Below are 24,574 nucleotides of genomic sequence, written 5' to 3' on the forward strand. Positions count from 1 at the left end.
TGGCAAGAGAACCGCTCGGGTTAGGCCTGGGCGGTCAGGCTTTCGGGGTCCACCCCGAGCACTTCGGCGATCCGTTCGGCGCTCACCGGGCCGGGCCGCAGGATCCGCGGGGCGAGACCGGTGAGGTCGACGATCGTGGAGGCGGCCTGCTGCTCGGCCGTCCCCGCGTCGAGATAGACGTCAACGAGGTCGCCGAGTTGACTACGGGCCTCGTCGGCATCCACCGCGGGCGGACGGCCGGACACGTTCGCGCTGGATACCGCCATGGGCCCGACTTCGCGCAACAGCTCGATGGCGACCGGGTGTAGCGGCATCCGCAGCATCACCGTGCCGCGTGCGTCGCCGAGGTCCCACTGCAGCGATGGCGCCTGCGTCACCACCAGGCTCAGCGCCCCCGGCCAGAATGCGCGAATCAGGTCGCGGGCCCCGTCCGGCATGGTGTAGACGAGACCCTCGATGGTGTGCCACGAGCCGACCAGCACGCCGACCGGCATGTCCCGGGCCCGCCCCTTCGCCGACAGCAGGGCGCCCACCGCGGCGCTGTTGAAAGCGTCGGCGCCGATGCCGTAGACGGTGTCGGTCGGCATGACGACCAATCGGCCACCCTTGAGCGCCCCTGCCGCCGAGGCGATTCCGCGCGAACGTTGGTCGGGATCGGCGCAGTCGAAGACTTCAGTCATCCGCGCCGCTCCTTTCTGCGCGCGGTGACGAATCTCGGCCGGCCGGCCAAGTCGTGGCGGGCCGTGACATCGTCGAAACGCCCCGTCTCACAAACCAACTCGACGGTCTGCGGCGACGTCGTGTCGTCATGTTCGACGGCAAAGATGCCGCCCGGGCGAAGCCAGCGTGCGGCCTGGCGGACGATGGGGCCGATCACCGCCATCCCGTCCGGGCCGCCGAACACCGCATGGTGTGGGTCGTGTTGGGCGACTTCGGGTTCCACCGCCGCGGCGTCGGGAACGTAGGGCGGATTGGCCACCACCAAGTCGACTCCGCCGTCCAGTTCGGAAAGCAGTCCAACGGCTGTGACGTCGGCCCGCAGGAGTTCGACCGGGGTGCCCGCCGCGTTGCGGCGCGCGTACTCGAGGGCCGTCCCGGAGTCATCGATGCCGATGATCCGCGCCGCGGGGTGGTGCTGGGCCAGTGCCACCGCCAATGCGCCTGAACCGGTGCACAGATCGACGATGATGGGCCGGGTGGGGAGGCGTTGTTGGGTCACCCACGCCAAGAGGGCTTCGGTTTCCGGACGCGGGATGAAGACGCCGGGGCCGACGTGCAGCATCAGGGGCCCGAACGCGGCTGCGCCGGTGAGATGCTGCAGCGGCACCCGCCGGGAGCGTGCAGCCACGACGTCGCGGTAACGACCGAGGAAATCGTCGCCGGGCGACTCGAGCAAGGCCAGCCGACCGCGCTCGGTACCCGTCAGGTGCGCGGCCAGCTCCTCGGCATCCCAACGGGCGGAGTCGATTCCCGCTTCGGCGAGCGTCGCCGCAGCGGAGTCGATCGCGCGCCGCACGACACTCATGCCTGTTGCAACCGGGACTGTCTGTCGGCGGCGCCCAACGCGTCGAACATCGCGTCCAGGTCGCCGTCGAGTACTTGATCGAGATTGTGTGCCTTGTAACCGATTCGGTGGTCGGTGATCCGGTTCTCCGGGAAGTTGTAGGTGCGAATGCGTTCGCTGCGGTCGACGGTCCGGATCTGGCTGGCGCGGTCGGCCGACGCGTCTGCCAGCGCCTGCTCTTCGGCCAATGCCTGCAGGCGGGCGGCCAGCACCTGCAACGCACGCGTCTTGTTCTGCAGCTGCGAGCGTTCGTTCTGACACGTGACCACGATGCCGGTGGGCAGGTGGGTGATTCGCACCGCGGAGTCGGTGGTGTTCACCCCCTGCCCGCCCTTGCCGGACGAGCGGTACACGTCGATGCGCAGATCCGACTCATCGATCTGCACCTCGCCCACTTCCTCGGGTTCGGGATAGACCAGTACGCCCGCCGCCGAAGTGTGTACGCGGCCTTGCGATTCCGTCACGGGAACGCGCTGCACCCGGTGCACCCCGCCCTCGAACTTCATGCGGGACCACACTCCGTCGGCCGAGTCGCCCTTGCTGGCGATGGACAGCGTCGCGTCCTTGTAGCCACCGAGGTCCGACGTCGTTTCGTCCAGCACGGTCACGTTCCAGCCGTGCCGCTCGGCATAGCGGATGTACATCCTGGCCAGATCCGCCGCGAACAGAGCCGATTCCTCGCCGCCCTCGCCGGATTTGACCTCGAGCACGATGTCGTCGGCGTCATGCGGGTCGCGCGGCGCCAGCATGTCGGTCAATTGGGTGTCCAATTCGGCGACCCGGGACTCGAGTTCGGTCACCTCATCGGCGAACGACTCGTCGTCAGCGGCCAATTCCCGCGCGGTGTCCAGATCGCCGCGCGCCGACTCCAACTTGCGATACGTGGCGACGATCGGGGCCAATCGGGCGAACCGGCGGCCGGCTTTGCGCGCCTCGGCGGGATTGCTGTGCAGGTCGGGATCCGCCAGCCGTTGCTCGAGCTCGGCGTGTTCGGCCAGCAGCACATCAATGGTCTGCACCGGCTGCGTCACGTGTCACCTCCTGCCCGTTCAGCCCCGCGTTCTCATTTGCCGTAGACGCAAACCGACGCCCGGCCTGTGCTCTCTTGCACAGTTCGGGCGTCGGCAACGCAGCTATTTGTCGGTCTTGTCCGCCGCGGCACCTTTGCGCTTGCCGTAGCGCTTCTCGAAGCGCGCCACCCGGCCGCCGCTGTCAAGAATCTTCTGCTTGCCGGTGTAGAACGGGTGGCACTGCGAGCACACCTCGACGACGATGTTGCCGCCGGGCTTGGTGCTGCGGGTCTGGAACGTGTTTCCGCACCCGCAGTGCACGGTGGTCTCCGCGTAGGCGGGATGAATGTCAGATTTCATGCTGTCCTCTTCGATCTTGTCGAGCATCGATTATGCCAGGTCAACTGCTGTTCTCCCAAAACAACGGGGTACCCGTCGGCATTCCCGCCGCATGGGTTGCGCCGAAACTTAAACCATGGCGGCGTCAGCCGGCGTGTCGGGTACGTGGCTTAAGTGTCGCGGTGACGACCCGCCGAGGAACGTGGTTCGGCTAGTCGTTGTCCATCGATCCCGGCGTGGTCTTGGAGACCTGCACCAGGAACTCGTAATTGGTCTTTGTCTTGCGCAGCTGCGACATCAGCAGGTCGATGGCCTGGTGGGAGTCCAGACCCGACAGCACGCGGCGCAGCTTGTGCACGATGCCGAACTCGTCCGGCGACAGCAGCAGCTCGTCCTTGCGGGTACCGGACGGGTTCACGTCGACCGCCGGGAAGACCCGTCGTTCGGAGATCTTGCGGTCCAGCTTGAGCTCGGCGTTACCGGTGCCCTTGAACTCCTCGAAGATGACCGTGTCACCGGTGGATCCGGTCTCGACCATCGCGGTGGCGATGATCGTCAGCGACCCGCCTTCCTCGATGTTTCGCGCTGCACCCAGGAAGCGCTTCGGCGGGTACAGCGCGGTGGAGTCGACACCACCGGACAGGATCCGGCCCGACGCGGGTGACGCGTTGTTGTACGCGCGGCCCAGGCGGGTGATCGAGTCGAGGAGCACCACGACGTCCTTGCCCTGCTCAACGAGCCGCTTAGCGCGCTCGATGGCCAGCTCGGCGACTGCCGTGTGGTCCGTGGGCGGCCGGTCGAAGGTCGAGGCGATCACCTCGCCCTTGACGGAGCGCGTCATGTCGGTGACCTCCTCGGGGCGCTCGTCGACGAGCACGACCATGAGGTGGCATTCCGGGTTGTTCTTGGTGATCGCGTTGGCGATGTCCTGCAGGATCGTCGTCTTACCGGCCTTTGGCGGCGACACGATCAGGGCGCGCTGGCCCTTACCGATCGGCATGATCAGGTCGATGACCCGGGTGGTCAGCCGGTCGGGGGTGGTTTCCAGACGAAGTCGCTGGTTGGGGTAGAGCGGCGTCAGCTTGCTGAAATCGGGCCGCTTCTTCGCGTCCTCGACCGGACCGCCATTGACGCTGTCCAAGCGGACCAGCGGGTTGAACTTCTGGCGTTGGTTGGGCTGCTCGCCGTCCTTCGGCACGCGAACCGCCCCGGTCACCGCGTCGCCGCGGCGCAGGCCGTTCTTGCGCACCATGTTCATGGACACGTAGACGTCGTGCGGACCGGCCAGGTAACCGGAGGTGCGGACGAACGCGTAATTGTCGAGCACGTCAAGGATTCCGGCGACCGGCTGCACGACGTCGTCCTCGCGGAGTTCGGTGTCGCCGCCCTCGCCGGACCGCTCACCGCGCCGCCTGCGATCGCGGAAGCGGCGACCACGCCTGCCTCCACGACCCTCGCCGTCGTCGTCCTGCTGGTTCGAGCCGCCGCGAGACTGCTGGCCGCCCGAGCCCTGCCGATCATCGCTTTGCTCGCTGCCCGAGTCCTGGCCGCGCTCTTCGCTCTGGTTGTCACGCTTGCCGCCCTGGCGGGTGCGGTCCTCGCCGGTCGCATTGGCCTCGCGGTTGCGTGAGCGCTCGCCATCCGATTCGTCGCCGGTGCGGGCTGATCCCGGCTCGCGGGAGGCGCTGCGCCGTTCGCGGCGGGGCGCCTCAGTTGTCGAACCGTCCTGGTGGTCCTCGCCGGCCGGTGCTTCAGCACTGGCGGCGTCGGACTTTGCGCCGTCCTCGGGGGTGGCAGGGGCGGACGTCCCGTTGGACTGTCCCCTGATTTCCTTTATGGCGGCGATGAGTTCGTTCTTGCGCATGCCCGACGTCCCCTTGACGCCGACCTCGTTAGCCAGCGCGCGCAATTCGGGAAGCACCATGGTCGACAGGGAGCCAACCGTGGCTTTGGTTTTGACATCGGGTGTGTCTGGGGTCACAGCGCTCGGCACCTCGTTGCTGTCGGTGCTCGCGTCAGCCGTGAACAGGTCCGTATCGGTCACGGAGTTCCTTTCTTCCCCCGCTGATCACGTCATCCGGGGGGTTCGTTGCATTCAGCCAAATCGCCGAGTGCGCCCAAATATCGACTCTGCAACGGTGATCGCCTAAATCGGCGGAGTAAGCGGCGAACCTCGTCCACGAGAAGAATTGGTGTTGTCCTAGCGGCAAGGCAGTATGGATGCAGATGCAGATGCTGCGATTGCTGGACGGGTCCGAGGATAGCCCGCATCCTGCCTGGAAGCAAGCAAACCCTCCGGCCACGCTAAAGATCAACCGGGGACTGTGACTCCCGGGCTCCAGCGAACTCCGTCGCCGGCGGTCATCTCAGAAAGGGCAAATCCGTTCGCGGCCCCGTACTCCACCACTTCCGTGGGCAACTCCGGCGCTGTGCTCAGCGCAATCAATGCCGGACCGGCCCCCGAAAGTGTCGCTGCCACGTTATGACGCCGCAACAGTCGCAAATATTCCGCAGACGCGGGCATCGCGGGAGCCCGCTGCGGTTGGTGGAGCACATCCTCGGTGGCCGGCATGAGCATGTCCGGGCGTTCGCTCAGCGCTACCACCAGCAAGGCGGCGCGGCTGACGTTGAACCGGGCATCCTCGTGGCTCACCTGGGCGGGCAGTAGCACCCGGGTCTCCGCGGTCAACGAGCGCTCTTGGGGTATCGCGCAGTACAGACGGATGTCGGGGTGCAGGCGCACGGACACCGCCGAATACCGGGGACGGTCACCCGAGCGGTCGATCCAGGAAACCACCGCACCACCCAGCACGGCCGCCGCGGCGTTGTCGGGATGCCCCTCGAACTCCGAGGACAGCTGGATCAGCTGAGCATGGCTCAGCAGTTTCGAATCCGTCTGCGCCACAAGGCCGTTGGCCGCAGCCAGGCCGCCGACCACGGCCGCCGCGGACGAGCCCAGGCCGCGGGAGTGCGGAATGGCATTGCGGCAGCGGACCACCAGGCCCGGGGCGCGAACGCCCACGGCCCGCAGCCCGCATTCCACGGCGCGCACCACCAGGTGTTCGGGACCCCGCGGCACCTGCTCGGCGCCCTCCCCTTCGACCAGCACGGCCAGGCCGGAATCCGTTGTCTCCACGACGATCTCGTCGCAGAGGCTCAACGCCAGACCGATGCTGTCGAAACCGGGACCAAGGTTGGCACTGGACGCCGACACCACGGCGCTCGCCACCAGCCCGGCGGGCAGCATCTGACTCACCGACAGGCTCTCATTCAGGAGAGCCCCAGCTTCTCCACGACGAGCACCGGATCAACGGGCAACGGGGAGACGGTCGGCATGTCCCTCAGCGCAGTGTCGGGATCCTTGAGGCCATTGCCGGTCACCGTGCACACCACGGTCGACCCGCGCGCGACCCAGCCGTCGTCAACGGCCTTGAGCAGACCCGCGATGCTGGCCGCCGAGGCGGGCTCGACGAAGACGCCTTCACTTTCGGCCACCAGGTGATACGCCGCGAGAATCTCCTCGTCGGTGGCGGCCAGGAAACGCCCGTTGGACTGCTGCTGCGCGTTGACCGCGGCCGCCCACGAGGCGGGCGCGCCGATGCGTATCGCGGTCGCGATCGTCTCGGGGTTGCTGACCGGGGCGCCGTGCACCAGTGGTGCGGCGCCGGCCGCCTGGGTGCCCAGCATCCGGGGCAGCTTGTTGATCACGCCGTCCTGGTGGTACTCGGTGTAGCCCTTCCAGTACGCGGTGATGTTGCCCGCGTTGCCCACCGGGAGAGCGTGCACGTCCGGCGCGGCGCCCAACGCGTCGACGATCTCGAATGCCGCCGTCTTCTGGCCCTCGATGCGGACCGGGTTGACCGAATTGACCAACGCGATCGTCGGGAAGTCGGCGGCCATTTTGCGGGCCAGTTCCAGGCAGTCGTCGAAGTTGCCGTCGATCTGGATGATCTTGGCGCCGTGCATGACCGCCTGCGCCAGCTTGCCCATCGCGATCTTGCCCTGCGGGATGAGCACCGCGCAGGTGATGCCGGCACGAGCGGCGTATGCCGCCGCCGACGCCGAGGTATTGCCGGTCGAGGCGCACAACACGGCCTGCTGGCCCCGCGCCAGTGCGTCGGTGACCGCCATGGTCATGCCCCGGTCCTTGAACGAGCCGGTCGGGTTCAGGCCCTCGACCTTGAGGTGGACCGTGCAGCCGGTCTTTTCCGAGAGACGCGTGGCCGCGATCAGCGGCGTGCCGCCCTCGAGCAGGGTGACGGGGGTCCAGTCGTCGCCCACCGGCAGCCGGTCGCGGTACGCCGCGATCAATCCGGGCCACGGTTGGTGCACGGCGGTATGCGGGACGCTCATGAACCGGTCTCTTCCAATCGCAGCACACTGGTGACGCCCTGCACGACGTCCAAATCCGTCAGCGCATCGACGGTTTCGGAAAGTGCGGCGTCGGTGGCGCTGTGTGTGACAACCACGACACGGGCTCCCACCCGCCGCCCGCCCTCGTCGGACACGCCCTCCTGCCGGACCTCGGCGATGCTCACCTCGCGCTTGGCGAATTCGGCCGCCACCGTGGACAACACGCCCGGCTTGTCGGCGACGTTCATGCTGACGTAGTAGCGGGTGTTGATGAAACCCATTGGGGCGATGGGAAGCTGGGCGTACTTGGATTCCTTCGGCCCGCGGCTGCCCAGTACCCGGTTGCGGGCGGCCATCACCAAGTCACCGGTGACGGCAGATGCGGTGGGTGCGCCACCGGCGCCCTGACCGTAGAACATCAGCCGGCCGGCCGCCTTGGCCTCGACCACCACGGCGTTGAACGCCCCGTTGACGGTGGCCAACGGGTGCGACAGCGGCACCAGCGCCGGATAGACGCGGGCCGAGACCCGTTCCTGTCCATCGTCGCCCGGGATGCGCTCGCAGATGGACAGCAGCTTGATGGTGCAGCCCAAAGAGCGCGCGGAGGCGAAGTCGGCCGGGGTGATTTTGGTGATGCCCTCGCGATAGACGTCGTCGGCGGTGACCCGGGTGTGAAAGGCGATCGATGCCAGAATCGCGGCCTTGGCCGCGGCGTCGTAGCCTTCGACGTCGGCCGTGGGATCGGCCTCGGCGTAGCCCAGCGCGCTCGCCTCGGCCAGGGCGGTTTGGTAGTCGGCGCCGGTGCTGTCCATCGCGGACAGGATGTAGTTGGTGGTGCCGTTGACGATGCCGGCGACCCGCAGCACGGTGTCGCCCGCCAGCGACTGGGTGAGCGGGCGGATGACCGGGATCGCACCCGCGACCGCCGCCTCGAAATACAGGTCGACGTGGGCGTTTTCGGCGGCCTGCGCCAGTTCCCCGGTGGAGGTGGCCAACAGCGCCTTGTTCGCCGTGACGACGGATTTGCCGTGCTCGAGTGCGCGCAGGATGGCCTTGCGGGCCGGTTCCACCGGCCCCATCAGCTCCAAGACGATGTCGACGTCTTCGCGGGAGACGAGTTCCTCGATGTTGTCGGTGAGCAACTCGATCGGAACACCGCGGTCGGCGGCGACCCGCCGCACTCCGACGCCGCGCAACACCAAGGGCGCGCCGACCCGAGCCGCGAGGTCGTCGGCGCTGTCCTCGATGATTCGGACAACTTCGCTTCCGACGTTGCCGAACCCGAGTACCGCTACGCCGACGGGCTTTTCGTCACCGGGCACAGTTCACCTCACTTCCAGACTCAGTAGATCGTCAACCGTCTCGCGGCGCAGGATCAGCCGGGACCGCCCCGCGCGCACCGCCACCACCGCCGGCCGGCAGATCATGTTGTAGCGGCTCGACAGCGAATAGCAGTAGGCGCCGGTCGCCGCGACCCCGAGCAGGTCACCGGGCCGAAGGTCGTCGGGCACCCACGCGTCACGCACCACGATGTCACCGGTTTCGCAGTGCTTTCCGACGATCCGGGCCAGGGTCGCCGGCGCGTCGCTGGCCCGCGAGACGAGCCGGGCGTCGTACTGCGCGTCATAGAGCGCGGTGCGGATGTTGTCGCTCATCCCGCCGTCGACGCTGACGTAACGGCGTTGGGCTGTGCTGCTCACGTCGACGTCCTTGACGGTGCCCACCTCGTACAGCGTGATGGTGCCCGGCCCGGCGATGGCACGCCCGGGCTCCACCACCAGCCTCGGGGTGGGCAGGCCGACGGCCGCCGACTCGTTGCCGACGATGGCAGTCAGCTTGGCCGCCAGTTCGGCCACCGGGGGCGGGTCGTCAGTTCCCAGGTATGAAATCCCCAGCCCCCCACCGAGATCCACGGTCGAGATCTGCACCGTCTTGTCGACGCCGAATTCATTGACGATCTGGTGCAGCAGCCCGATGACGCGATGCGCGGCGACTTCGAAGCCGTCCACGTCAAAGATCTGGGAGCCGATGTGGCTGTGCAGGCCCACCAGTCGCAGGTGATCGGTGGCGAACACCCTGCGCACCGCGGCCATCGCCGCGCCGCTGGCCACCGACAGCCCGAACTTCTGGTCTTCGTGTGCCGTGGAGATGAACTCGTGCGTGTGCGCCTCGACCCCGACGGTGAGCCGGACGTAGACGTCCTGGACGACGCCGGCGTCGGCCGCGATGGCGTCGAGGCGTTCGATTTCGGTCATCGAGTCCAGGACGATGTGCCCGACACCGACTTTGACAGCCGCGGTCAGCTCCGCGACGGATTTGTTGTTGCCGTGGAAGGTGATCCGCTCCGGCGGGAAGTCGGCGTGCAGCGCGACCGCGAGCTCGCCGCCGGTGGAGACGTCGAGCGAGAGACCTTCCTCATCAACCCAGCGAGCAATCTCGCTGCACAAGAAGGCCTTCGCCGCGTAGCACACGTTGTGGCCACCGCCGAAGGCCGTCGCCAGCTCGCGGCACCGGGAACGGAAGTCGTCCTCGTCGACGACGAACAGCGGGGTGCCGTACTCCTGGGCGAGCTGGGTCACCGGGATTCCAGCGAGGCTGGCCGCACCCGTGTCGTCACGAACGATGTTGCGCGGCCACACGTTCGGCGCGAGCCGCAGCAGCTCGTCGGGGGATTGCGGTCGCGGCGGGCTATTCAGGGGCCGAGTCTCTTCGGCGTGCCGCGGACCGGCGGGGTGTACGTTCACATTCGCTCCGGAGCGGCGACACCGAGGATCGTCAGCCCGTTGGCGATGACCTGGCGGGCGGCCTCGCACAGCGCCAGGCGCGCGGTGTGCAGGTGGGTGGGCTGTTCGTCGCCCTGGGGCAGGACCCGGCACGAGTCGTAGAACCGGTGGTAATCGCCGGCCAGGTCTTCCAGGTAACGGCACACCCGATGCGGTTCCCGCAGGGACGCAGCAGTTTTCAGCACGCGGGGGAATTCCCCGATGCTGCGCAGCAGCGTCCCCTCCTTGTCGTGGCTGAGCAGCTCGAGATGGCCGGTGTCGGGGATCAGGCCCAGCTCGGCGGCGTTGCGGGCCAGCGCCGACAGCCGCGCATGCGCGTATTGCACGTAGTAGACCGGGTTTTCGTTCGACGCCGACGACCACAGCGCCAGGTCGATGTCGATCGGGGTGTCGACCGAGGAGCGGATCAGGCTGTAGCGCGCCGCGTCGACGCCGATCGCCTCGACCAGGTCGTCGAGCGTGATGACGGTTCCGGCCCGCTTGCTCATCCGGACCGGCGCGCCGTCGCGGACCAGATTGACCATCTGTCCGATGAGGACCTCGACGGTCGCCGGGTCGTCACCGAACGCGGCGGCGACGGCCTTGAGCCGGGCGATGTATCCGTGGTGGTCGGCGCCGAGCATGTAGATGCACAAGTCGAAGCCGCGCTGCCGCTTGTCCAGGTAGTAGGCGATGTCACCGGCGATGTAGGCGGGCTTGCCGTCGCTCTTGATCACGACGCGGTCCTTGTCGTCACCAAAAGCGCTGGTGCGCAACCAGGTTGCGCCGTCCTTCTCGTAGATGTTGCCCGTCTCGCGCAACCGGGCGATGGCCTGGTCGACCCGGCCGCTGGTGTGCATCGAGTCTTCGTGGGTGTAGACGTCGAAGTCGGTCCCGAACTCGTGCAACGACTCTTTGATGTGGGTGAACATCAGGTCGACGCCGATGGCGCGGAACGTCTCGCGCATGTCGGCATCGGGCAGGCTCAGCGCGTCGGGCGCCTTCTGCAGCACCTGCGCTGCGATGTCGTTGATGTAGGCGCCGGCGTAGCCGTCCTCGGGCGTTGGTTCGCCCTTGGCGGCGGCGATCAGCGAGCTGGCGAACCGGTCGATCTGGGCGCCGTGGTCGTTGAAGTAGTACTCGCGCAGGACGTCGGCGCCCTGCGTGGCAAGCAGCCTGCCCAGCGCGTCGCCGACGGCGGCCCAGCGGGTGCCGCCGATGTGGATGGGTCCGGTGGGGTTGGCCGAGACGAATTCGAGGTTGATCTTGTGGCCGGCCAGCGCGTCGGAGTGACCGAAGGTGTCGCCGGCGCCGATGACGGCGTTGACGATCTTGGCCTGCGCCGAGGCCTCGAGGCGCAGGTTGATGAAGCCGGGACCGGCCACCTCCGCCGAGGCGACACCGTCGGCCTCGGAAAGCGCCTGGGCCAGCCATCCGGCCAGTTCACGCGGGTTGGCGCCGACCTTCTTGCCCAGCTGCAGCGCCAGGTTGCTGGCGTAGTCGCCGTGCTCGGGATTGCGGGGCCGCTCCACGGTAACCGTCGCCGGCAACGCGGCAGCATCCAGCCCACGCTCGACCAGCACCGCGGAGGCGGTGCTCTTGAGCAGCTCAGCGAGGTCAGCGGGGGTCACGAGCGTCCATCCTATTGGCTGAGGTGCCCGCGCCTCGAATCCATTGCGGTGACCAAGCGGCCACCGACATGCGCTAGTCTGGCGGGGCCCAATGGCGCAACACCGAAGTCGTAGCGCCCCCGTAGCTCAGGGGATAGAGCGTCTGCCTCCGGAGCAGAAGGCCGCAGGTTCGAATCCTGCCGGGGGCACCAGCCTGTTATTGCAGGTCAGAGGTGGTTTCCGAACCACCTAGCAGTGCCGTTCGTGCGATCGTCGTGCGGGTTTTCTATTTGTCAGGGCCGTCACATCGCGTCGCCTTGACCCTCTCCCTGGGGGAGACCCGACCGTGGTGACATGACAGCCGACAGCTCAATCCCACGACACCAGTTGCCCGCGGCGATCACCACCTACCTCACGGCGCATCGGCACCGCGAGGCGGCCACGGCGATGACGACCTTCACCACCGATGCCGCCGTCACCGACGAAGGCCGCACCTACCGCGGCCACGACGAAATCGCCGACTGGCTGCGCAACGCCGCCAGCGGATACACCTACTCAATGGAATTCGTCGGCGCCACCCGATCCGACGACAGCCACGTCGACGTCGTCCAGCACCTCGAAGGCGACTTCCCCGGCGGCGTGGCCGATCTGCACTACCGGTTCACACTCGACGATGGACTCATCAGCGGACTGGTGATCGAGCCATGACGAAGACGTGGTTCATCACCGGTGGCACCCCGGGCGGGTTCGGTATGGCGTTCGCCGACGCCGCACTCGAGATCGGCGACCGGGTCGTCCTCACCGCCCGCCGGCCGACCGAGCTGTCCGACTGGGCACAGCAGCACGGCGACCGTGTACTGGTGCTGCCGTTAGACGTCACCGACTCGAAGCAGGTGCGCGAGGCGGTGCGCGCGGCGGAGAAGAATTTCGGCGGCATCGATGTCCTGGTCAACAACGCCGGCCGCGGCTGGTATGGTTCGATCGAGGGCATGGCCGATACCGCGGTCCGAAAGATGTTCGAGCTCAACGTCTTCGCGGTGCTGTCCGTGATCCGCGCCGCACTGCCCGGTATGCGTGCCCGGGGCAGCGGGTGGATCATCAACATGTCCTCGGTCGCCGGACTGAGCGGCGTCACCGGCTTCGGTCATTACAGCGCAACGAAATCGGCGGTCGAGGCCATCACCGAGGTCCTCCGCAAGGAGGTGGAGCCCCTCGGCATTCGTGTCATGGCGGTCGAACCCGGAGCGTTCCGCACCCGCGCCTACACCGGCTTCGCCGACGAACCGATCGAAGAGTCCGTTTCCGAATACCGGCCGCTGCTCGAGCAGGTCCGCGCCGCGATGGTCGAGCAGGACGGCGCCCAGCCAGGCGATCCGCGACGCGGAGTGCGTGCGGTGATCGCGGCCATGGCCCAAAACCCGCCGCCTCGGCGGCTCATCCTCGGCAGCGGCGGCTACGGCACCGTCGTCACCGCACTCGAGGATGCTCTCGAAGATATCCGCGCACAGGAAAAGCTCTCTCGCGAAACGGATTTCCCGCCGGGGGCCTAGAACTCAGGCCGTCGAGTCGAGGTCCGGGTCGGCATCTGGCGCGACCCGGAACACCGGCCAACCGATCTCAGTTCGCCATTGGGTGGGTTCGGTCGTGTCGCGGGGACCCACGACGTAGGTTTCGTGGATCGGCCCGTCGACGGTGAGCGCGTTCTCCACCACCCAGGCCCCGAGACGGCCGTAGGTGACGTCGAGATCGTCATGCGGGCCTTGATGCACGGTGACGGCGAGATCGGCGGGCGGAAGCTCGACGACCTCGATACGGCCCGACGCCCGCGGAGAGCGCACTGGCCGGAAGACGGTCATCGACCCGGCGGCCTCGGTGAACAGTTCGTTGGCGTACCGGCCGCCGGGCGGTCCCGTGCGCTCGGCTTCGGGAAAAGCCGCATCCAGCTCGGCCATCGCCGCGTCGTACCACCCGAGCGAATCGTCGAGCTGGACAACGCCGGTGATCGCGGCGACCCTGCGGGCGGGAACCGACCGCAGTTCGACGTCGGCCGGCTCGGGGTTCAGCAGCCGGCGCAGGGACACCACTGCGGCACGGGTCCGCTCCAACTCGGCCTCGAGCCGCCGCACATGACCGGCGATCACCTCGGCCCGCCGCTGTGCATCCTCGGTGTCGAGGATGGACCGCACTTCGGCGAGCGGCACGTCGAGCTGGCGAAGCCGGTGGATCACCTGGGCGGTCGGGATCTGCTCGACGGAGTAGTAGCGGTATCCGGTGAAGGGATCGACGGAGGCGGGCTCGAGCAGCTTGGCCTCGTGGTAGCGGCGCAGTGTTCGCACGCTCAGATGCGTCACCGTGGCGAACTCTCCGATGGTCAAACCCGACCGCATGCGGCCAGTCTGCCTTCCCGCCGTCTATCCTGCGCCCATGGGTAGCTCGCGAGTTTCCGGCGGCGTGGTGCACAAGCTGCCGACCGACCTGCGTAAGGCATTGCTCGCCAACGACACCGCACTCGCCGCGTGGAACGACATCACGCCGTTGGCGCGCAACGAGTTCATCTGCTGGGTCGAGGACGCCAAACAGGAAACGACCCGCGAACGGCGGATCCGCCGGACACAGGAGGAACTCGAAGAGGGCAAGCGCCGGCCGTGCTGTTGGCCCGGTTGTAAGCACCGCGAGCGAAACGGCAAATGATCACTTCTCGTAGGCGGGAGCCGCGTGCAGATCGGGTGCGGCGGCGGCCAACAACGCCGCACGGTCACCTGTCAGCGGAGGATAGATCCACTCACCGTTGATGATCCGCTTCGTCGCCTTGGCCGCGGCGCCAGTGCTGACGACGTGGCGATCCCAGCCCTCGGTGTACACCGCACCGGCCGGCCCGAGGTCGAGCACCGTGACGTACCACGGAATGCGCAGCGTCCTCATCGGCAGGCCCAGCAGATCACCGATCACGTTGTAGCCCGCGTACCGACCCATCGGACGGCCGTGCTGGCACGACATCAAACGTCCCTACCACTACGCATACGATGAACCCTTCACACAGACTATGACTCCGAGGCTGAGGGACTTCTACGCAAGGGGTTTGAATCCCATTCCAGCGCCCCGAAACACTAACGCGCACATGGCGGAAGACCAGGCGGCGATGCTGAAGCAATTGCAGGCTGACGACAAGAATTATCGAGATGTGTTGTCCCAAACGGCTTCCGGCTGTCGGCGTTTCTGCGTCATCATTCGTCGTCGCAACCGTCTCCATAGCCAAGGTGTCGGACCATTCGGTTCTATCGGCTGCCGTGACAGCCATAGGTCGATTCGTGCATTGGCTGATAACACCATGAACCCACCAGGGCGCGGCGCTCACTGCCACTTCGGCAGTATGTGATCGTAGGCGGTGCAGCCGGGGTCAGCGAGCCGGGATCGGTCTCATACTTGCACTCAATCGTCGCGGTCGCGGTTACTAGCGAAACACATGACCGTGCAGCGTGGCTGTTTCGCCACTGCGGTCGGTATGTCTCAAATGTCAGGTAGCGCAATCTGTTTCCCGCACAACTCGGATTGTCGGGGTCTCCTGGATCGACCCCACTCAGTTGTGCGGGGCGCGCTGTCGGTGCAGCACGTTGGCGATGAAGTAGGTCCCATAGACAGCGGTCGCCGCGTGGGCGGCTTGACGGGTACGCGGTTTGAGGATGGCCAGGCCCAGTGCTGTTTCGATGGTTCCGTTGATGATGATGTGGCGACGGATATTGCCGTTGAACGCGAGACGGTTGATCCTTCGAACGCGCGCGGGAAAAGTAGGTGTGCAGGACCCGGGACGCCAAAAGCTACTCCCAGGAGCGTGGCGTGCGACTTCGATGGTCGGTCCATCACGCGTTCGCCTGGTGCAGGGTTACAGGTAGGTGGGTCGGGCCCCGCAGGCTGCTGTTGGTGGACCACGTGGTGGATGCCGCGGTGGAGATTCGTGAGACGCGGTTGATGAGTTCCTGGAGGACGGCGTGAGCTTCCATTCGCGCCAGGGGGGCGCCCAGACATAGGTGGGGGCCGTAGCCGAAGGCGACGTGTGTTCGCGGGTCGCGATCGGCACGGAAGGTGTTGGGTTCGTCGAAGGCCAGCGGATCACGGTTGGCTGCCCCCAACGAGATGAGCAGCCGAGAACCTGTCGGGATCGTGACTTCTCCAACTTGGTGCGGGGCGCGCGTGTACCGGTATATGTGCTGGACCGGGCTCGTGTAGCGAAGGTGCTCCTCGACGGCCTTCGGGATGAGTTCGGGGTTGGCGCGGATCATGTCGTATTGATCGGGGAATCGGGCATAGGTGTCGATCATTCCGCCGAGCAGGTTGGTGGTGGTTTCATTGCCGGCGACCAGCAACGTGATGGCGATGTAGAACAGCTCGTCGTCAGTCAGGCCGCCGTCGGTCTGGTGCTCCAGTAGTCGCCCGAAAACGGTGTTGGAGCCCCTGAGATCTCCGGCCGCCAGGTGCGCCTTGAAGTAACGGCGCAACGCCACCGCGGCGCGCATCGCCCGCGCCCCGTTGATAACGCCGTTCGGCGTCGGCGTGACATTGAGGAAATGACAACATTCCTCTGTCCAGCGGCGAAATTCGGGAGTGTCGTCATCGGGAACTCCGAGCATCGCGGCGATCACCCGCACGGGCAGCGGCACGGCCAGGCGCGTCACGGCGTCATCGCCGGGATTGTTGATCATGTCGTCGACGTGTTCACCGGCGAGTCTGTCGATGGTCGCGCGCCAGCTGTCGAGCGCGCCTTTGGTGAAGGCTGGCTGGACCTGTTTGCGTAATCGGCTGTGCTCGTCGCCGTCGGTGATCACCACGAGACTGGCGACCATCCGCACCCGCGTGACGCCCTGGCTGCTGGTGACTTGGTCGGTCGCGCGCAGGGCTGCTCGAACGTCGTCGAGGCGGTGCAGGATCCACGTGGCCCGCCGAGGGTTGTAGTGCACCCGTCCGCCTTGGTGCAGTGCGTCGTAGGCCGCGTGAGGCTGCGCCGCGGTGGCTGGGTCCAGCGGGTCGTAGTCGGTGTTGGTCGCGCCGGTCCATCCGCTGTACCCGCGTCGGCGCACCTGTACCGCCGCTGCGATGTTCAGTCGGCCCGCCGCAATCAGCGGAGTCAGCAACGAGGCTGTACCGCGAGCGGTCTGCGCGATGGTCATGAGGCACACCCTTCTCGAGACGGCAACTATGAGAGTCGGCAGTACTTTCGAAGCCGTCAACGACTCGCGCCGAAGTTGAAAGCTCCGGCAGGCGTTCACGGTGACCACCCGCCGAATCAACTGGTCCCGACCTGCGCATTGCGGTGAGACAAATGGGAAAGAGCGTCTCACGGTGATAGAACTGATTTTTCTCCAACCCATAAGCCAGGAGGCGAGGCGAGATGACGCCGAAGGATTGGGTGCTGGGTGTGGATCGCAGCGCCGAGGCGCTTGATCGGATTCTTGCCGCGGCCTCCGACATAGTGTCCCGCGAGGGCTTCGATGCGTTCAGCATCGACGCTCTGGCGGCCAAGCTGCATTGCTCGCCCGCAACGATCTATCGCCGCGCGGGTGGGAAAGCGGCGATCATCGAACGCCTCATATCCATGTTTGCCGATCGCATCATCCACTTGATACATCGCGAGATAGACGGGCTGGAGGGATCGGAGCGCATCGCCACCGCCATTCTCGTCGGGCTGGATTACATGCGGGCGGAACCGCTCGGAAAGCTGATCATGGGAGTGACTCGACCGGATCAAGACAGCGGGGCAGTGACGGCTTCGCCGCTTGTCGCCAAGATCACCGAAGAAATGATCGGACATCACGATCCTCTTGCAGCGCAATGGGTCATCCGAGCCACCTTCTCCCTGTGGTATTGGCCGGTCAAGGACAAGCGGACGGAATACGAACTAGTGACGCGATTTGTAGCCCCATCGGTGACGCACGCTATCCGTGTAAAGGATGCGAGCTAGCGCGCAGGTCAGGGCGAATCTCGTCCGCCAGCTTGGCTATTTCCTCTGGCGTGAGCACGGTCGCCTGACGCTGCGGCGCGGTCCGCATCGCCCCGCGTATCTGCGCCGGGTTGCTCGCGATCAGGCCATCGGCCAACGCGGTGCAGCACGGTCCCGCACGAGTGACGAGCGTCGTGCAGCCGGATCGGTCGCACACCGGCCGCATTGGCTGGAGTCGCCATTAGGCGCGCTGAAACGTTCAACCGCGCATAAACCGGACTCAGATGGTGCATTTCAGCCCGACGTGGGCGGCGTGGTACCCGAGCCGGCGATAGAACGCCCGAGCCCTTTCGCGAGCCTCGTCTGTGGTCACCTGCGCCAGCTGTGCCCCGTGTGCTCGGCCGTAGTTGTGTGCCCACTCGACGAGTGCAGTACCAAGCCCCTGTGCGCGTTCGGCTTTGGCGACCCGTAATCCCTCGATCTGCAGCCGGGTGGCGCCGCCGCGGGAAAGGCCGGGAATGATCGTCAATTGCACGGTCGCGACGACCATATCGGAACCGTTCAGGACGACTCCGAGATAGTTGGATCGGTTGCGAACGACGATGTCGTAGGCCGCCTCGTAGCGTTCGAGTTCGGCGTCTTCGCGATCCTGACCGAATTCGTCGTCGGAGAGCAGCTGGGCGATCACCCCCACGTGTTCGCGCGTCGCGTGCTGCACACGATATGTGCGGCCCGCTACCCGCAGCAGTCCTCGAACCGAGGACTGCGCCAGTGCCTGTAGGCGCGCCACCAACAGGTCCAGCCACGCCCCCACGTTGGTTCGTGCCTCCGCGGTATCCGGGTAGCGGCATCGCAGATGTAGCCCGGACTCGTCCTGGATGAACCAGAGCATGACGCCGTCGGTGTCAACGCTCGCGCTCACATACTGGGCGTCGAGTCCGACCGAGTCGATGCGCACCGGAAGTCTGCTTTGGTCCAGCCAGGAAATCGCGAACATGCCGGGCGCGATGGGCATTTCACCCCACGGAGCCAGTACGTCGGCTAGTGGCCAGGAACCAAGCTGCACGGCTTCTTTGACGGCGGCGGCCGCGGCGTGCGGCTCGGCAACCGCCGACTCCAGGACCGAATTGGTGATGAACCAGCCCACCGAGTCGTGCCATTTGTCTTCAAATCGGCTGTGCACGGGGAAGACCGCGCGCAGCGGCGCCCCGGCCAACTCGCGGGTCACCGCAGTCATGGCGACCACAGCGAGTGCCAGCGTCGAGACACCGTCGTTGCGTGCCTGCGCGGCGAACGCGGCGCCGTCATCGACGTCGAACACATCACGCACTTCAACGCGTTCCGGATGCGGCCCGGACTCACCCAACGGCAGCGGAAACCGCGGCATCACCCCACCGCTGTCGCTGACGATTTGTGCCCATCGCGCGCGCACGCTTTCCGGTGCCGCGGGACGGTCCAGCAGTGCTTGGGTGTGCACGACAAATGCCGGCGGCGGCTGCAGCGACGACGTACGTCCGATCCGGGCGTCGGCGAGCCTCGTCAACAGGTCCCGGGCAATCACCAACATCGACCACATGTCCACGTGGGCGTGGTCGGCAGCGAGCACCACCGTCAATCCGGCGGCGGTCTCCAACACACACAACCGATGTGAGGGCCGCTGATAGGGCGAGCACGTCGCATTGAGAACTACTCGCAGTGCGTCGTTGACCGCCTGGCCCGGAGCGATCTCGTGCTCAACCCATTCACCCGGGTGAATATCGATCTCATGCAGCTGCGGATCGCCGTCCGCCCCGCGTGTGAATGCCGTTCGTAGAGTCCCGTGGCGGGCGATCACCGCCAGCCACGCATCGGCCAACGATTGGCGGCTGACCCCCGCCGGCAACCGAATGGACAGAGCCATCCAGGAACCGGGTCGTGCGCCCGCCCCGACGTGTATGCGCTGGTCAAACGACACCGGGAGCTGCCGGCCGAGGTCAGACACCGACACGTCGTAGCCCCAGAGTCGTCCAAAGGGTAGCCGCAGGTGCGACACGTTGGTCAGCCGCATGGCGGTACCCTAACGCCCCGGTTAGCCTGAATGCTCGGTTGCGCGGTCGGCTCCGGGGCGAGTCGTCCGGTCGTGAGAAGAGCTGCGTGATGTCCACTTTCGTGGTTCCTGGAGCAGAGCTTGCGGTTGAACTGAGCGACGAAGGTGGTCATCCGGTAGCTCAACTGCACGGACTTACCTCCAGCCGCGCGCGTGACCGGGTGCTCAATCTCGACCTCGGCAGGGGCCTCAGCGGGACCCGACTGCTGCGGTACGACGCACGCGGCCACGGCAAGTCGACTGGGCGCAAGGTCCCTGAGGATTACCGATGGGAAAGCCTTGCCCAGGATCTTCTGCAGCTGCTCGACAAATGGTTTCCCGGCGAACGGGTGCACGGAGTCGGCCCGTCCATGGGTGCCGGCACGCTGCTGCACGCGGCTGCCCGCGAGCCGGACCGCTTCTCCGGCCTCACGCTCATGGTGCCGGCCACCGCGTGGGAAACCCGGCCCGCGCAGGCGGCGATCTACCGGGTTGCGGCCGAATTTATCGAAACCGAGGGAGTCGGGGCATTCATCGCTTCGGCGCGTGGGGCGACTCCGCCGCCAGCTACGGTCGGCGCGCCCGAAACAGTTCCCGATGTGGCCGACGCGCTGCTGCCGTCACTGTTTCGAGGCGCGGCTCTCAGCGACCTGCCCGCTCCCGAAGCGGTCGCACGAATCGATGTGCCGACGACGATTCTGGCCTGGGTCGGCGACCCGGCGCATCCGATGTCGACAGCGGAATCGCTTGCCGCACTGATGCCGCGGTCAACGCTCACCGTGGCGCACATCCCGGCCGATGTCGAGACCTGGCCCCAGATCCTGAGCCAAGACGTCGCCCGCAGAGGCTGACTTGTACGCGGACGCCACGTCGGCTCGTGCCTGGGCCGCGTCGGCGTCTTGCATGGTGTAGGCAATCAGCGGCCTCCGTCCGTACACCGTACGCCGGCCCGAATCAATCGAGAGATCCCAGATGAATCCCGCTGCGATTGAGCGCACTGCGCAACCACCACGTTGGCCCAACGCGGCGGCGACGCCTTCGGGTAATCAGATTGGAACCGGTTGTCGCACAACGGATTTCATTTCGGCCGAGCTGAGGCGTCCGACAACGATCCGACACGCACACCCGCATTATGCCTCTGAACTGCGAATATGTGGCTCAATTCCGCAGTTATTGTTCCTGCCGGGGGGCACAAACATTCTCGCAGGTAGGTCGGCCTTACGACCGTCGGCCAGGGCGGGTTAGATCGTCAGCATGGGCGAACGTGTGACGTTCCACGGCTCCACGGGCGCGCAGCTGGCAGGGGTCATCGAGGTGCCGGAAGGACCGGTGCGCGGCTGGGGCGTGTTCGCGCACGGCTTCACGCTCGGTAAGGACTCGCCGGCCGCGGCGAGAATCTGCAAGCAACTGGCCTCCGACGGTATCGGCATGCTGCGCTTCGATGCGCTGGGTCTCGGTGGATCCGAGGGCGACTGGGGGGACGGGTCGTTCACGGTCAAGGTCGACGACATCGCCACGGCATGCGAATTCATGACCAACCGCGGAACCCCGGCCGACATCCTGGTCGGGCACTCGTGGGGCGGCGCGGCGGTGCTCGCTGCGGCACGACAGTGCCAGGGCGTGCGGTCGGTTGTCACCGTTGCCGCACCCGTTGACCCGAGCCACGTCGAGAAGCATTACGACGCAGTCGTCGACCGTTGCTTGGCGGAGGGCACTGCCGAGTGGATGGTCGGTGGCCGCACGCTGACCCTCAAGCGAGCATTCGTCGAGGATGTCCGCGCAGCCCACCTGCGCGACAAGATCAAGGACTTGCGCAAGCCGCTGCTCATCCTGCACTCGCCCACCGACAACACGGTCGGCATCGCGAATGCGAGCGAGATCTTCCGCTTGGCCCGTCACCCCCGCAGCTTCGTTTCGCTCGAGGGTTCGGATCACTTTCTGACCGCTCGGGGTCAAGCTCATCGCGCGGGGCGAATCATCGGCGCCTGGGCCGACGCCTACCTGGGCGATGGAGTTTGAGCCCAGACCGCCTGTAGGACAGCAGAACTGGGCTTACCTCAACTTCGCACCAGGACGAACGCCTCGATGTGGCGCTTGCCGGCCCGCACTTCGTACTTCCGCCAGCCGGGGTACAGCTCGAGGCCCTTCGCCCAGATCTCGTCGCGCTCGCCCGGCGAGGCGAGCCGCGCGTTCGCATGCCAGGTGTCGCGGCCGATCGCCACCGTCGCCTCCGGGTGCGCCTTGAGGTTGTGGTACCAGGCGGGATGCTTGGAGCCGCCGAAATTGGACGCGATGAGGGCCAAGCCATCCGGATGCGGGATTCCGTACACGGCGACGGTGCGGGGCTCGCCGGATTTAGCGCCGGTGGTGGTGAGCATCACCACGGGGATGCCGGTCGCGAGGCCGGCGAAGCTGGTTCTGCCGCCCGTGAGCTTGGTGATGAGTCGGTCGAGGTGGTGCGCCGTGGGGCGAAGGAGCGCCGCACCCACCGGCGTGGACGCGAAGCGACGCATGATCCGGTGGAACGCATTGGCATCGCCGAAGGATTGGCCGGGCATGGTGACATTGTGACCCGACCTTGCGCCGCGTAGGGCCTATTCGTCCGAGCTGAATAACTGGACGAAAACGGGTTACAGACGTCGCTTACGGCACTAAGCTGCTGGTCGTGGGCAAGAACGTGTTAGCCAACGGCCGAAGCCGCTGGCTGGCGATCGTGGCCTCGTTCGCGCTTGCGGCCGCCATGGTCTACGCCCAAGACACAAAGCCGCGCTGCTGCGCGCCGAACGCGGTGGCGGCGGCGCCCACCACCGCGGCCGCGGCGTCGATCAACGCCGCCGCCCCGCCCAACACCCCGCACACCGCCAGCCCCGCGGAAGTGGAAATGTTGACCGCCAGCGCGCCTGCCGCGGCGCAGCAATTCCAGGTCGCGCTGCCCCATGGAATCGCGTCGGAGGACAGGCTGCAGGTCAAGACGATCTGGGCGGAACGCGCCATCAGCGTGCTGTTTCCGCAGATCAAAACCATCTATGGGTACCGGGAAGACCCGCTGCCGTGGCACCCGAACGGGCTGGCGATCGACGTGATGATCCCGAACCACGGTAGCCCCGAGGGTATCGAGCTCGGCAACCAGATCGCCGGGTACGCCCTGGCGAATGCGAAGCGATGGGGAATCAACCACGTGATCTGGCGGCAGAAGATTTACCCGGGCGTCGGCGGGGGCAGCTGGACCGCCGATCTCGGGTCGGAAACCCTAAACCACTACGACCACGTGCACATCGCCACCAACGGCGGCGGCTACCCGACCGGGCACGAGGTCTACTACATCGCCTCGATGACGCCCGCGCCGCAGTAATGATTGAGTGACAAAGAGATTCACTCCGGCCCGGCAGGAAACGCCGCCACGGGCATCTCGACGGTTCCTCGGCACGGGCCGCCGTTGATGTCGGTGTGCCAGCTGCCGCGCAGCGAACCGTCCGCCTGCGGCGTGTAGAACGCCCACGACCGCGCGGGCGCCCACACCTTCGGGACGCCGTCGCCCATGTAGCAATCCCATTGGAAGTCGAAGCGCTCAACCCAGCGAGTGCCGTCCCAGGCGTAATGAGACGGCTGGGGCAGCGTCGGGTTCTTGGGCGCGGGGCCGTTGGTGGCGGTGGCCACGCACTTGCCTGCCGGGCAGGCGGTGACGAAGACGTAGTCGGCGCTGAATGTCGGTTCGGGCTGACTGGCCGCCGCGCTGGTGCCGGACTTGCTGGCGGCGTACCTCACCAGCGAATATTTCCCGTTCCACGCCGGTGTCGCCGCGTGCGCCGGAACGACGGTCATCGCGAGCACCGCCGCCGCGATGGCGCCGCGCGGCGCAGCGCCGAACCGCCATCCCGGAAACATCAGGTCCATGGTGGGGGTTCGACGACGGAGCCCATACTCCGCCAAGAATTCTTTGAGAAGCCGTTAAGGCCCCGTGCTGATTCTGTGATCAACGCACTCCGCGTCCGTCAGAAAAGTCCACCTCAGCACAAGGAGACCCCGATGTTCCCTCGCCATTTCACCGCCTCGGTCGTCGGCACCGCCGCCCTGGGTCTGGCCGCGCTCGGCCTCGCCGGCACCGCGGGCGCGAGCTCGGTCGATGACGCGTTCCTCGCCCAGCTGGCATCGGATGGCATCACCCCGCCGAGCGCCTCGGTTGCCATCAAGGACGCACACGCCGTCTGCAACGCGCTCGACCAGGGCCACTCGAGCAAGGAGGTCATCAGCGCCGTGGCGAAGGCGACCGGCTTGAGCACCAAGGGCTCCAAGACGTTCGCGGTCGACGCGGCCTCGGCCTACTGCCCGCAGTACGTCACGTCGGCCTGACACCGACCACCACAGTGCGGGGACCCCGGCGGGCCCCCGCATTGTTCATGGCCGCCGCAGCAGAAACAGGCTGTAGGCCGCGACGGACTGCGCGTCGGCGATCACTCCCGACCGGATCATCTGCTCGACGTCCTCGCGGGCGAACCAGGCACTGCGCAGGTCTTGTTCCTCGTGCTCGAGATCCGGCTCCCCTTCGGCGATTCCGGTGGCCAGGAACACCCAGCCGCGCTGGCTGGTCATGCCCGGAGCGACGTCGAGCTGGCCGAGCACCTCGAATGACGTCGCGGTCAATCCCGTTTCCTCGCGCAGCTCACGCTCGGCCAACTCGGACGGGTCGGTGTCCGCCAAGCCGGGAGCGGTGCCCTGCGGGAATTCCCACCGCCGCTCCCCGAGCGGATACCGGAACTGTTCGACCAGCCGGAAGCGGTGCCCGTCGAACGGCATCACCAGCGCATAGTCCGGTTTGTCCACCACGCCGTAGATGCCGGGGCTGCCGTCCGGGCGACGGATGTCGTCTTCGCGGAGCACCATCCATTGGCTCCGATAGATCTCGCGGGACGCGACGCATTCGATGAAGGGCACCAACCCA

At 66.7% G+C, this 24,574-nt stretch carries 25 protein-coding genes, 1 tRNA gene and 1 pseudogene; 10 read left to right on the top strand and 17 right to left on the bottom strand.

Annotation, left to right across the window (positions count from 1 at the left end; all coding sequences use genetic code 11):
- Positions 1-20: 20 nt before the first annotated feature.
- From A5781_RS05175 to argS, 10 genes are all read right to left on the bottom strand, one after another.
- Entirely contained in the window at positions 21-680 is a 660-nt protein-coding gene (locus A5781_RS05175) for an L-threonylcarbamoyladenylate synthase (protein WP_067202217.1), read from the bottom strand.
- A complete protein-coding gene (gene prmC, locus A5781_RS05180) occupies positions 677-1,525 on the bottom strand; it encodes a peptide chain release factor N(5)-glutamine methyltransferase (protein ID WP_067202221.1) in 849 nt (282 codons plus the stop codon). The genes A5781_RS05175 and prmC overlap by 4 nt, the downstream gene beginning before the upstream one ends.
- Positions 1,522-2,595, bottom strand: coding sequence for a peptide chain release factor 1 (gene prfA / locus A5781_RS05185; protein ID WP_067202224.1), 1,074 nt, complete (start codon positions 2,593-2,595; stop codon positions 1,522-1,524). The genes prmC and prfA overlap by 4 nt, the downstream gene beginning before the upstream one ends.
- 102 nt (positions 2,596-2,697) lie before the next feature.
- Positions 2,698-2,934: a 50S ribosomal protein L31 gene (gene rpmE / locus A5781_RS05190; protein ID WP_067202335.1), complete on the bottom strand. Its 237-nt coding sequence runs from the start codon at positions 2,932-2,934 to the stop codon at positions 2,698-2,700.
- Positions 2,935-3,124: 190 nt separating this feature from the next.
- Positions 3,125-4,957 carry a transcription termination factor Rho gene (gene rho, locus A5781_RS05195; protein ID WP_067202226.1) on the bottom strand — a complete coding sequence of 611 codons (1,833 nt, stop codon included), beginning with the start codon at positions 4,955-4,957 and terminating at the stop codon, positions 3,125-3,127.
- A 267-nt stretch (positions 4,958-5,224) separates the two neighbouring features.
- Positions 5,225-6,160: a homoserine kinase gene (gene thrB / locus A5781_RS05200; protein ID WP_067202229.1), complete on the bottom strand. Its 936-nt coding sequence runs from the start codon at positions 6,158-6,160 to the stop codon at positions 5,225-5,227.
- Positions 6,161-6,183: 23 nt separating this feature from the next.
- The gene (thrC, locus tag A5781_RS05205; protein ID WP_067202232.1) at positions 6,184-7,266 is read right to left on the bottom strand and encodes a threonine synthase; all 1,083 of its coding nucleotides are present in this window, start codon (positions 7,264-7,266) and stop codon (positions 6,184-6,186) included.
- The gene (locus A5781_RS05210; RefSeq protein ID WP_067202235.1) at positions 7,263-8,588 is read right to left on the bottom strand and encodes a homoserine dehydrogenase; all 1,326 of its coding nucleotides are present in this window, start codon (positions 8,586-8,588) and stop codon (positions 7,263-7,265) included. Before A5781_RS05210 ends, thrC begins: the two co-directional genes overlap by 4 nt.
- Positions 8,589-8,591: 3 nt before the next feature.
- Positions 8,592-9,962, bottom strand: a complete 1,371-nt coding sequence (gene lysA, locus A5781_RS05215) for a diaminopimelate decarboxylase (RefSeq protein ID WP_231987265.1) — start codon at positions 9,960-9,962, stop codon at positions 8,592-8,594.
- A gap of 44 nt (positions 9,963-10,006) precedes the next feature.
- On the bottom strand, positions 10,007-11,659 hold the full coding sequence (gene argS, locus A5781_RS05220; RefSeq protein WP_067202241.1) for an arginine--tRNA ligase: 1,653 nt from the start codon (positions 11,657-11,659) through the stop codon (positions 10,007-10,009).
- A 115-nt stretch (positions 11,660-11,774) separates the two neighbouring features.
- On the opposite strand from argS, the gene A5781_RS05225 reads away from it, so the two are divergent.
- The 3 genes from A5781_RS05225 (at position 11,775) to A5781_RS05235 (ending at position 13,188) form a co-directional block, all read left to right on the top strand.
- Positions 11,775-11,850 (top strand) — tRNA-Arg (locus A5781_RS05225).
- Positions 11,851-11,992: 142 nt separating this feature from the next.
- Positions 11,993-12,346, top strand: a complete 354-nt coding sequence (locus tag A5781_RS05230) for a DUF4440 domain-containing protein (RefSeq protein WP_067202244.1) — start codon at positions 11,993-11,995, stop codon at positions 12,344-12,346.
- Positions 12,343-13,188 (top strand): SDR family NAD(P)-dependent oxidoreductase, encoded by an 846-nt coding sequence (locus A5781_RS05235; RefSeq protein ID WP_067202247.1) that lies wholly within the window; start codon positions 12,343-12,345, stop codon positions 13,186-13,188. Before A5781_RS05230 ends, A5781_RS05235 begins: the two co-directional genes overlap by 4 nt.
- Before the next feature lie 3 nt (positions 13,189-13,191).
- Here A5781_RS05235 and A5781_RS05240 read toward each other — a convergent pair whose 3' ends face one another.
- Complete coding sequence (locus tag A5781_RS05240; protein ID WP_044484458.1) at positions 13,192-14,025, bottom strand: MerR family transcriptional regulator; 834 nt, start codon at positions 14,023-14,025, stop codon at positions 13,192-13,194.
- Between the two features lie 37 nt (positions 14,026-14,062).
- Between A5781_RS05240 and A5781_RS05245 the strand changes: the two genes are divergently transcribed.
- Positions 14,063-14,329 carry a YdeI/OmpD-associated family protein gene (locus A5781_RS05245; protein ID WP_067202250.1) on the top strand — a complete coding sequence of 89 codons (267 nt, stop codon included), beginning with the start codon at positions 14,063-14,065 and terminating at the stop codon, positions 14,327-14,329.
- Here A5781_RS05245 and A5781_RS05250 read toward each other — a convergent pair.
- Positions 14,330-14,638 (bottom strand): annotated as a pseudogene (locus A5781_RS05250) (NAD(P)/FAD-dependent oxidoreductase); the annotation flags it as partial. It abuts the gene before it with no gap.
- A gap of 118 nt (positions 14,639-14,756) precedes the next feature.
- Between A5781_RS05250 and A5781_RS25465 the strand changes: the two are divergent.
- Positions 14,757-15,014, top strand: coding sequence for a hypothetical protein (locus tag A5781_RS25465; RefSeq protein WP_156624413.1), 258 nt, complete (start codon positions 14,757-14,759; stop codon positions 15,012-15,014).
- 481 nt (positions 15,015-15,495) lie between these two features.
- Here the strand turns inward: A5781_RS25465 and A5781_RS05255 are convergent, their stop codons facing one another.
- Positions 15,496-16,800, bottom strand: coding sequence for a cytochrome P450 (locus A5781_RS05255; protein ID WP_067202257.1), 1,305 nt, complete (start codon positions 16,798-16,800; stop codon positions 15,496-15,498).
- A 221-nt stretch (positions 16,801-17,021) separates the two neighbouring features.
- Between A5781_RS05255 and A5781_RS05260 the strand changes: the two genes are divergently transcribed.
- Positions 17,022-17,591: a TetR/AcrR family transcriptional regulator gene (locus tag A5781_RS05260; protein ID WP_067202260.1), complete on the top strand. Its 570-nt coding sequence runs from the start codon at positions 17,022-17,024 to the stop codon at positions 17,589-17,591.
- A 259-nt stretch (positions 17,592-17,850) separates the two neighbouring features.
- Here A5781_RS05260 and A5781_RS05265 read toward each other — a convergent pair whose 3' ends face one another.
- Entirely contained in the window at positions 17,851-19,617 is a 1,767-nt protein-coding gene (locus A5781_RS05265; protein WP_067202262.1) for a GNAT family N-acetyltransferase, read from the bottom strand.
- A gap of 89 nt (positions 19,618-19,706) precedes the next feature.
- Between A5781_RS05265 and A5781_RS05270 the strand changes: the two genes are divergently transcribed.
- Positions 19,707-20,486: an alpha/beta fold hydrolase gene (locus A5781_RS05270; protein ID WP_067202265.1), complete on the top strand. Its 780-nt coding sequence runs from the start codon at positions 19,707-19,709 to the stop codon at positions 20,484-20,486.
- Between the two features lie 403 nt (positions 20,487-20,889).
- Positions 20,890-21,654, top strand: a complete 765-nt coding sequence (locus A5781_RS05275; RefSeq protein WP_067202268.1) for a S9 family peptidase — start codon at positions 20,890-20,892, stop codon at positions 21,652-21,654.
- A 38-nt stretch (positions 21,655-21,692) separates the two neighbouring features.
- On the opposite strand, the gene A5781_RS05280 is transcribed toward A5781_RS05275, so the two are convergent.
- Positions 21,693-22,193: a nitroreductase family deazaflavin-dependent oxidoreductase gene (locus A5781_RS05280; RefSeq protein ID WP_067202271.1), complete on the bottom strand. Its 501-nt coding sequence runs from the start codon at positions 22,191-22,193 to the stop codon at positions 21,693-21,695.
- Between the two features lie 107 nt (positions 22,194-22,300).
- Here A5781_RS05280 and A5781_RS05285 point away from each other — a divergent pair, with 107 nt between their 5' ends.
- Positions 22,301-22,987: a glycoside hydrolase gene (locus A5781_RS05285; protein ID WP_197503712.1), complete on the top strand. Its 687-nt coding sequence runs from the start codon at positions 22,301-22,303 to the stop codon at positions 22,985-22,987.
- Positions 22,988-23,007: 20 nt separating this feature from the next.
- Here the strand turns inward: A5781_RS05285 and A5781_RS05290 are convergent, their stop codons facing one another.
- Entirely contained in the window at positions 23,008-23,457 is a 450-nt protein-coding gene (locus tag A5781_RS05290) for a hypothetical protein (RefSeq protein ID WP_067202340.1), read from the bottom strand.
- Between the two features lie 204 nt (positions 23,458-23,661).
- Between A5781_RS05290 and A5781_RS05295 the strand changes: the two genes are divergently transcribed.
- A complete protein-coding gene (locus A5781_RS05295) occupies positions 23,662-23,985 on the top strand; it encodes a DUF732 domain-containing protein (protein WP_067202274.1) in 324 nt (107 codons plus the stop codon).
- Between the two features lie 45 nt (positions 23,986-24,030).
- On the opposite strand, the gene A5781_RS05300 is transcribed toward A5781_RS05295, so the two are convergent.
- Positions 24,031-24,516, bottom strand: coding sequence for an NUDIX domain-containing protein (locus tag A5781_RS05300; protein WP_231990639.1), 486 nt, complete (start codon positions 24,514-24,516; stop codon positions 24,031-24,033).
- Between the last annotated feature and the right edge of the window lie 58 nt (positions 24,517-24,574).

The sequence above is a fragment of the Mycobacterium sp. 852002-30065_SCH5024008 genome, from assembly GCF_001665645.1.
Classification (GTDB): Bacteria; Actinomycetota; Actinomycetes; order Mycobacteriales; family Mycobacteriaceae; genus Mycobacterium; species Mycobacterium paraffinicum.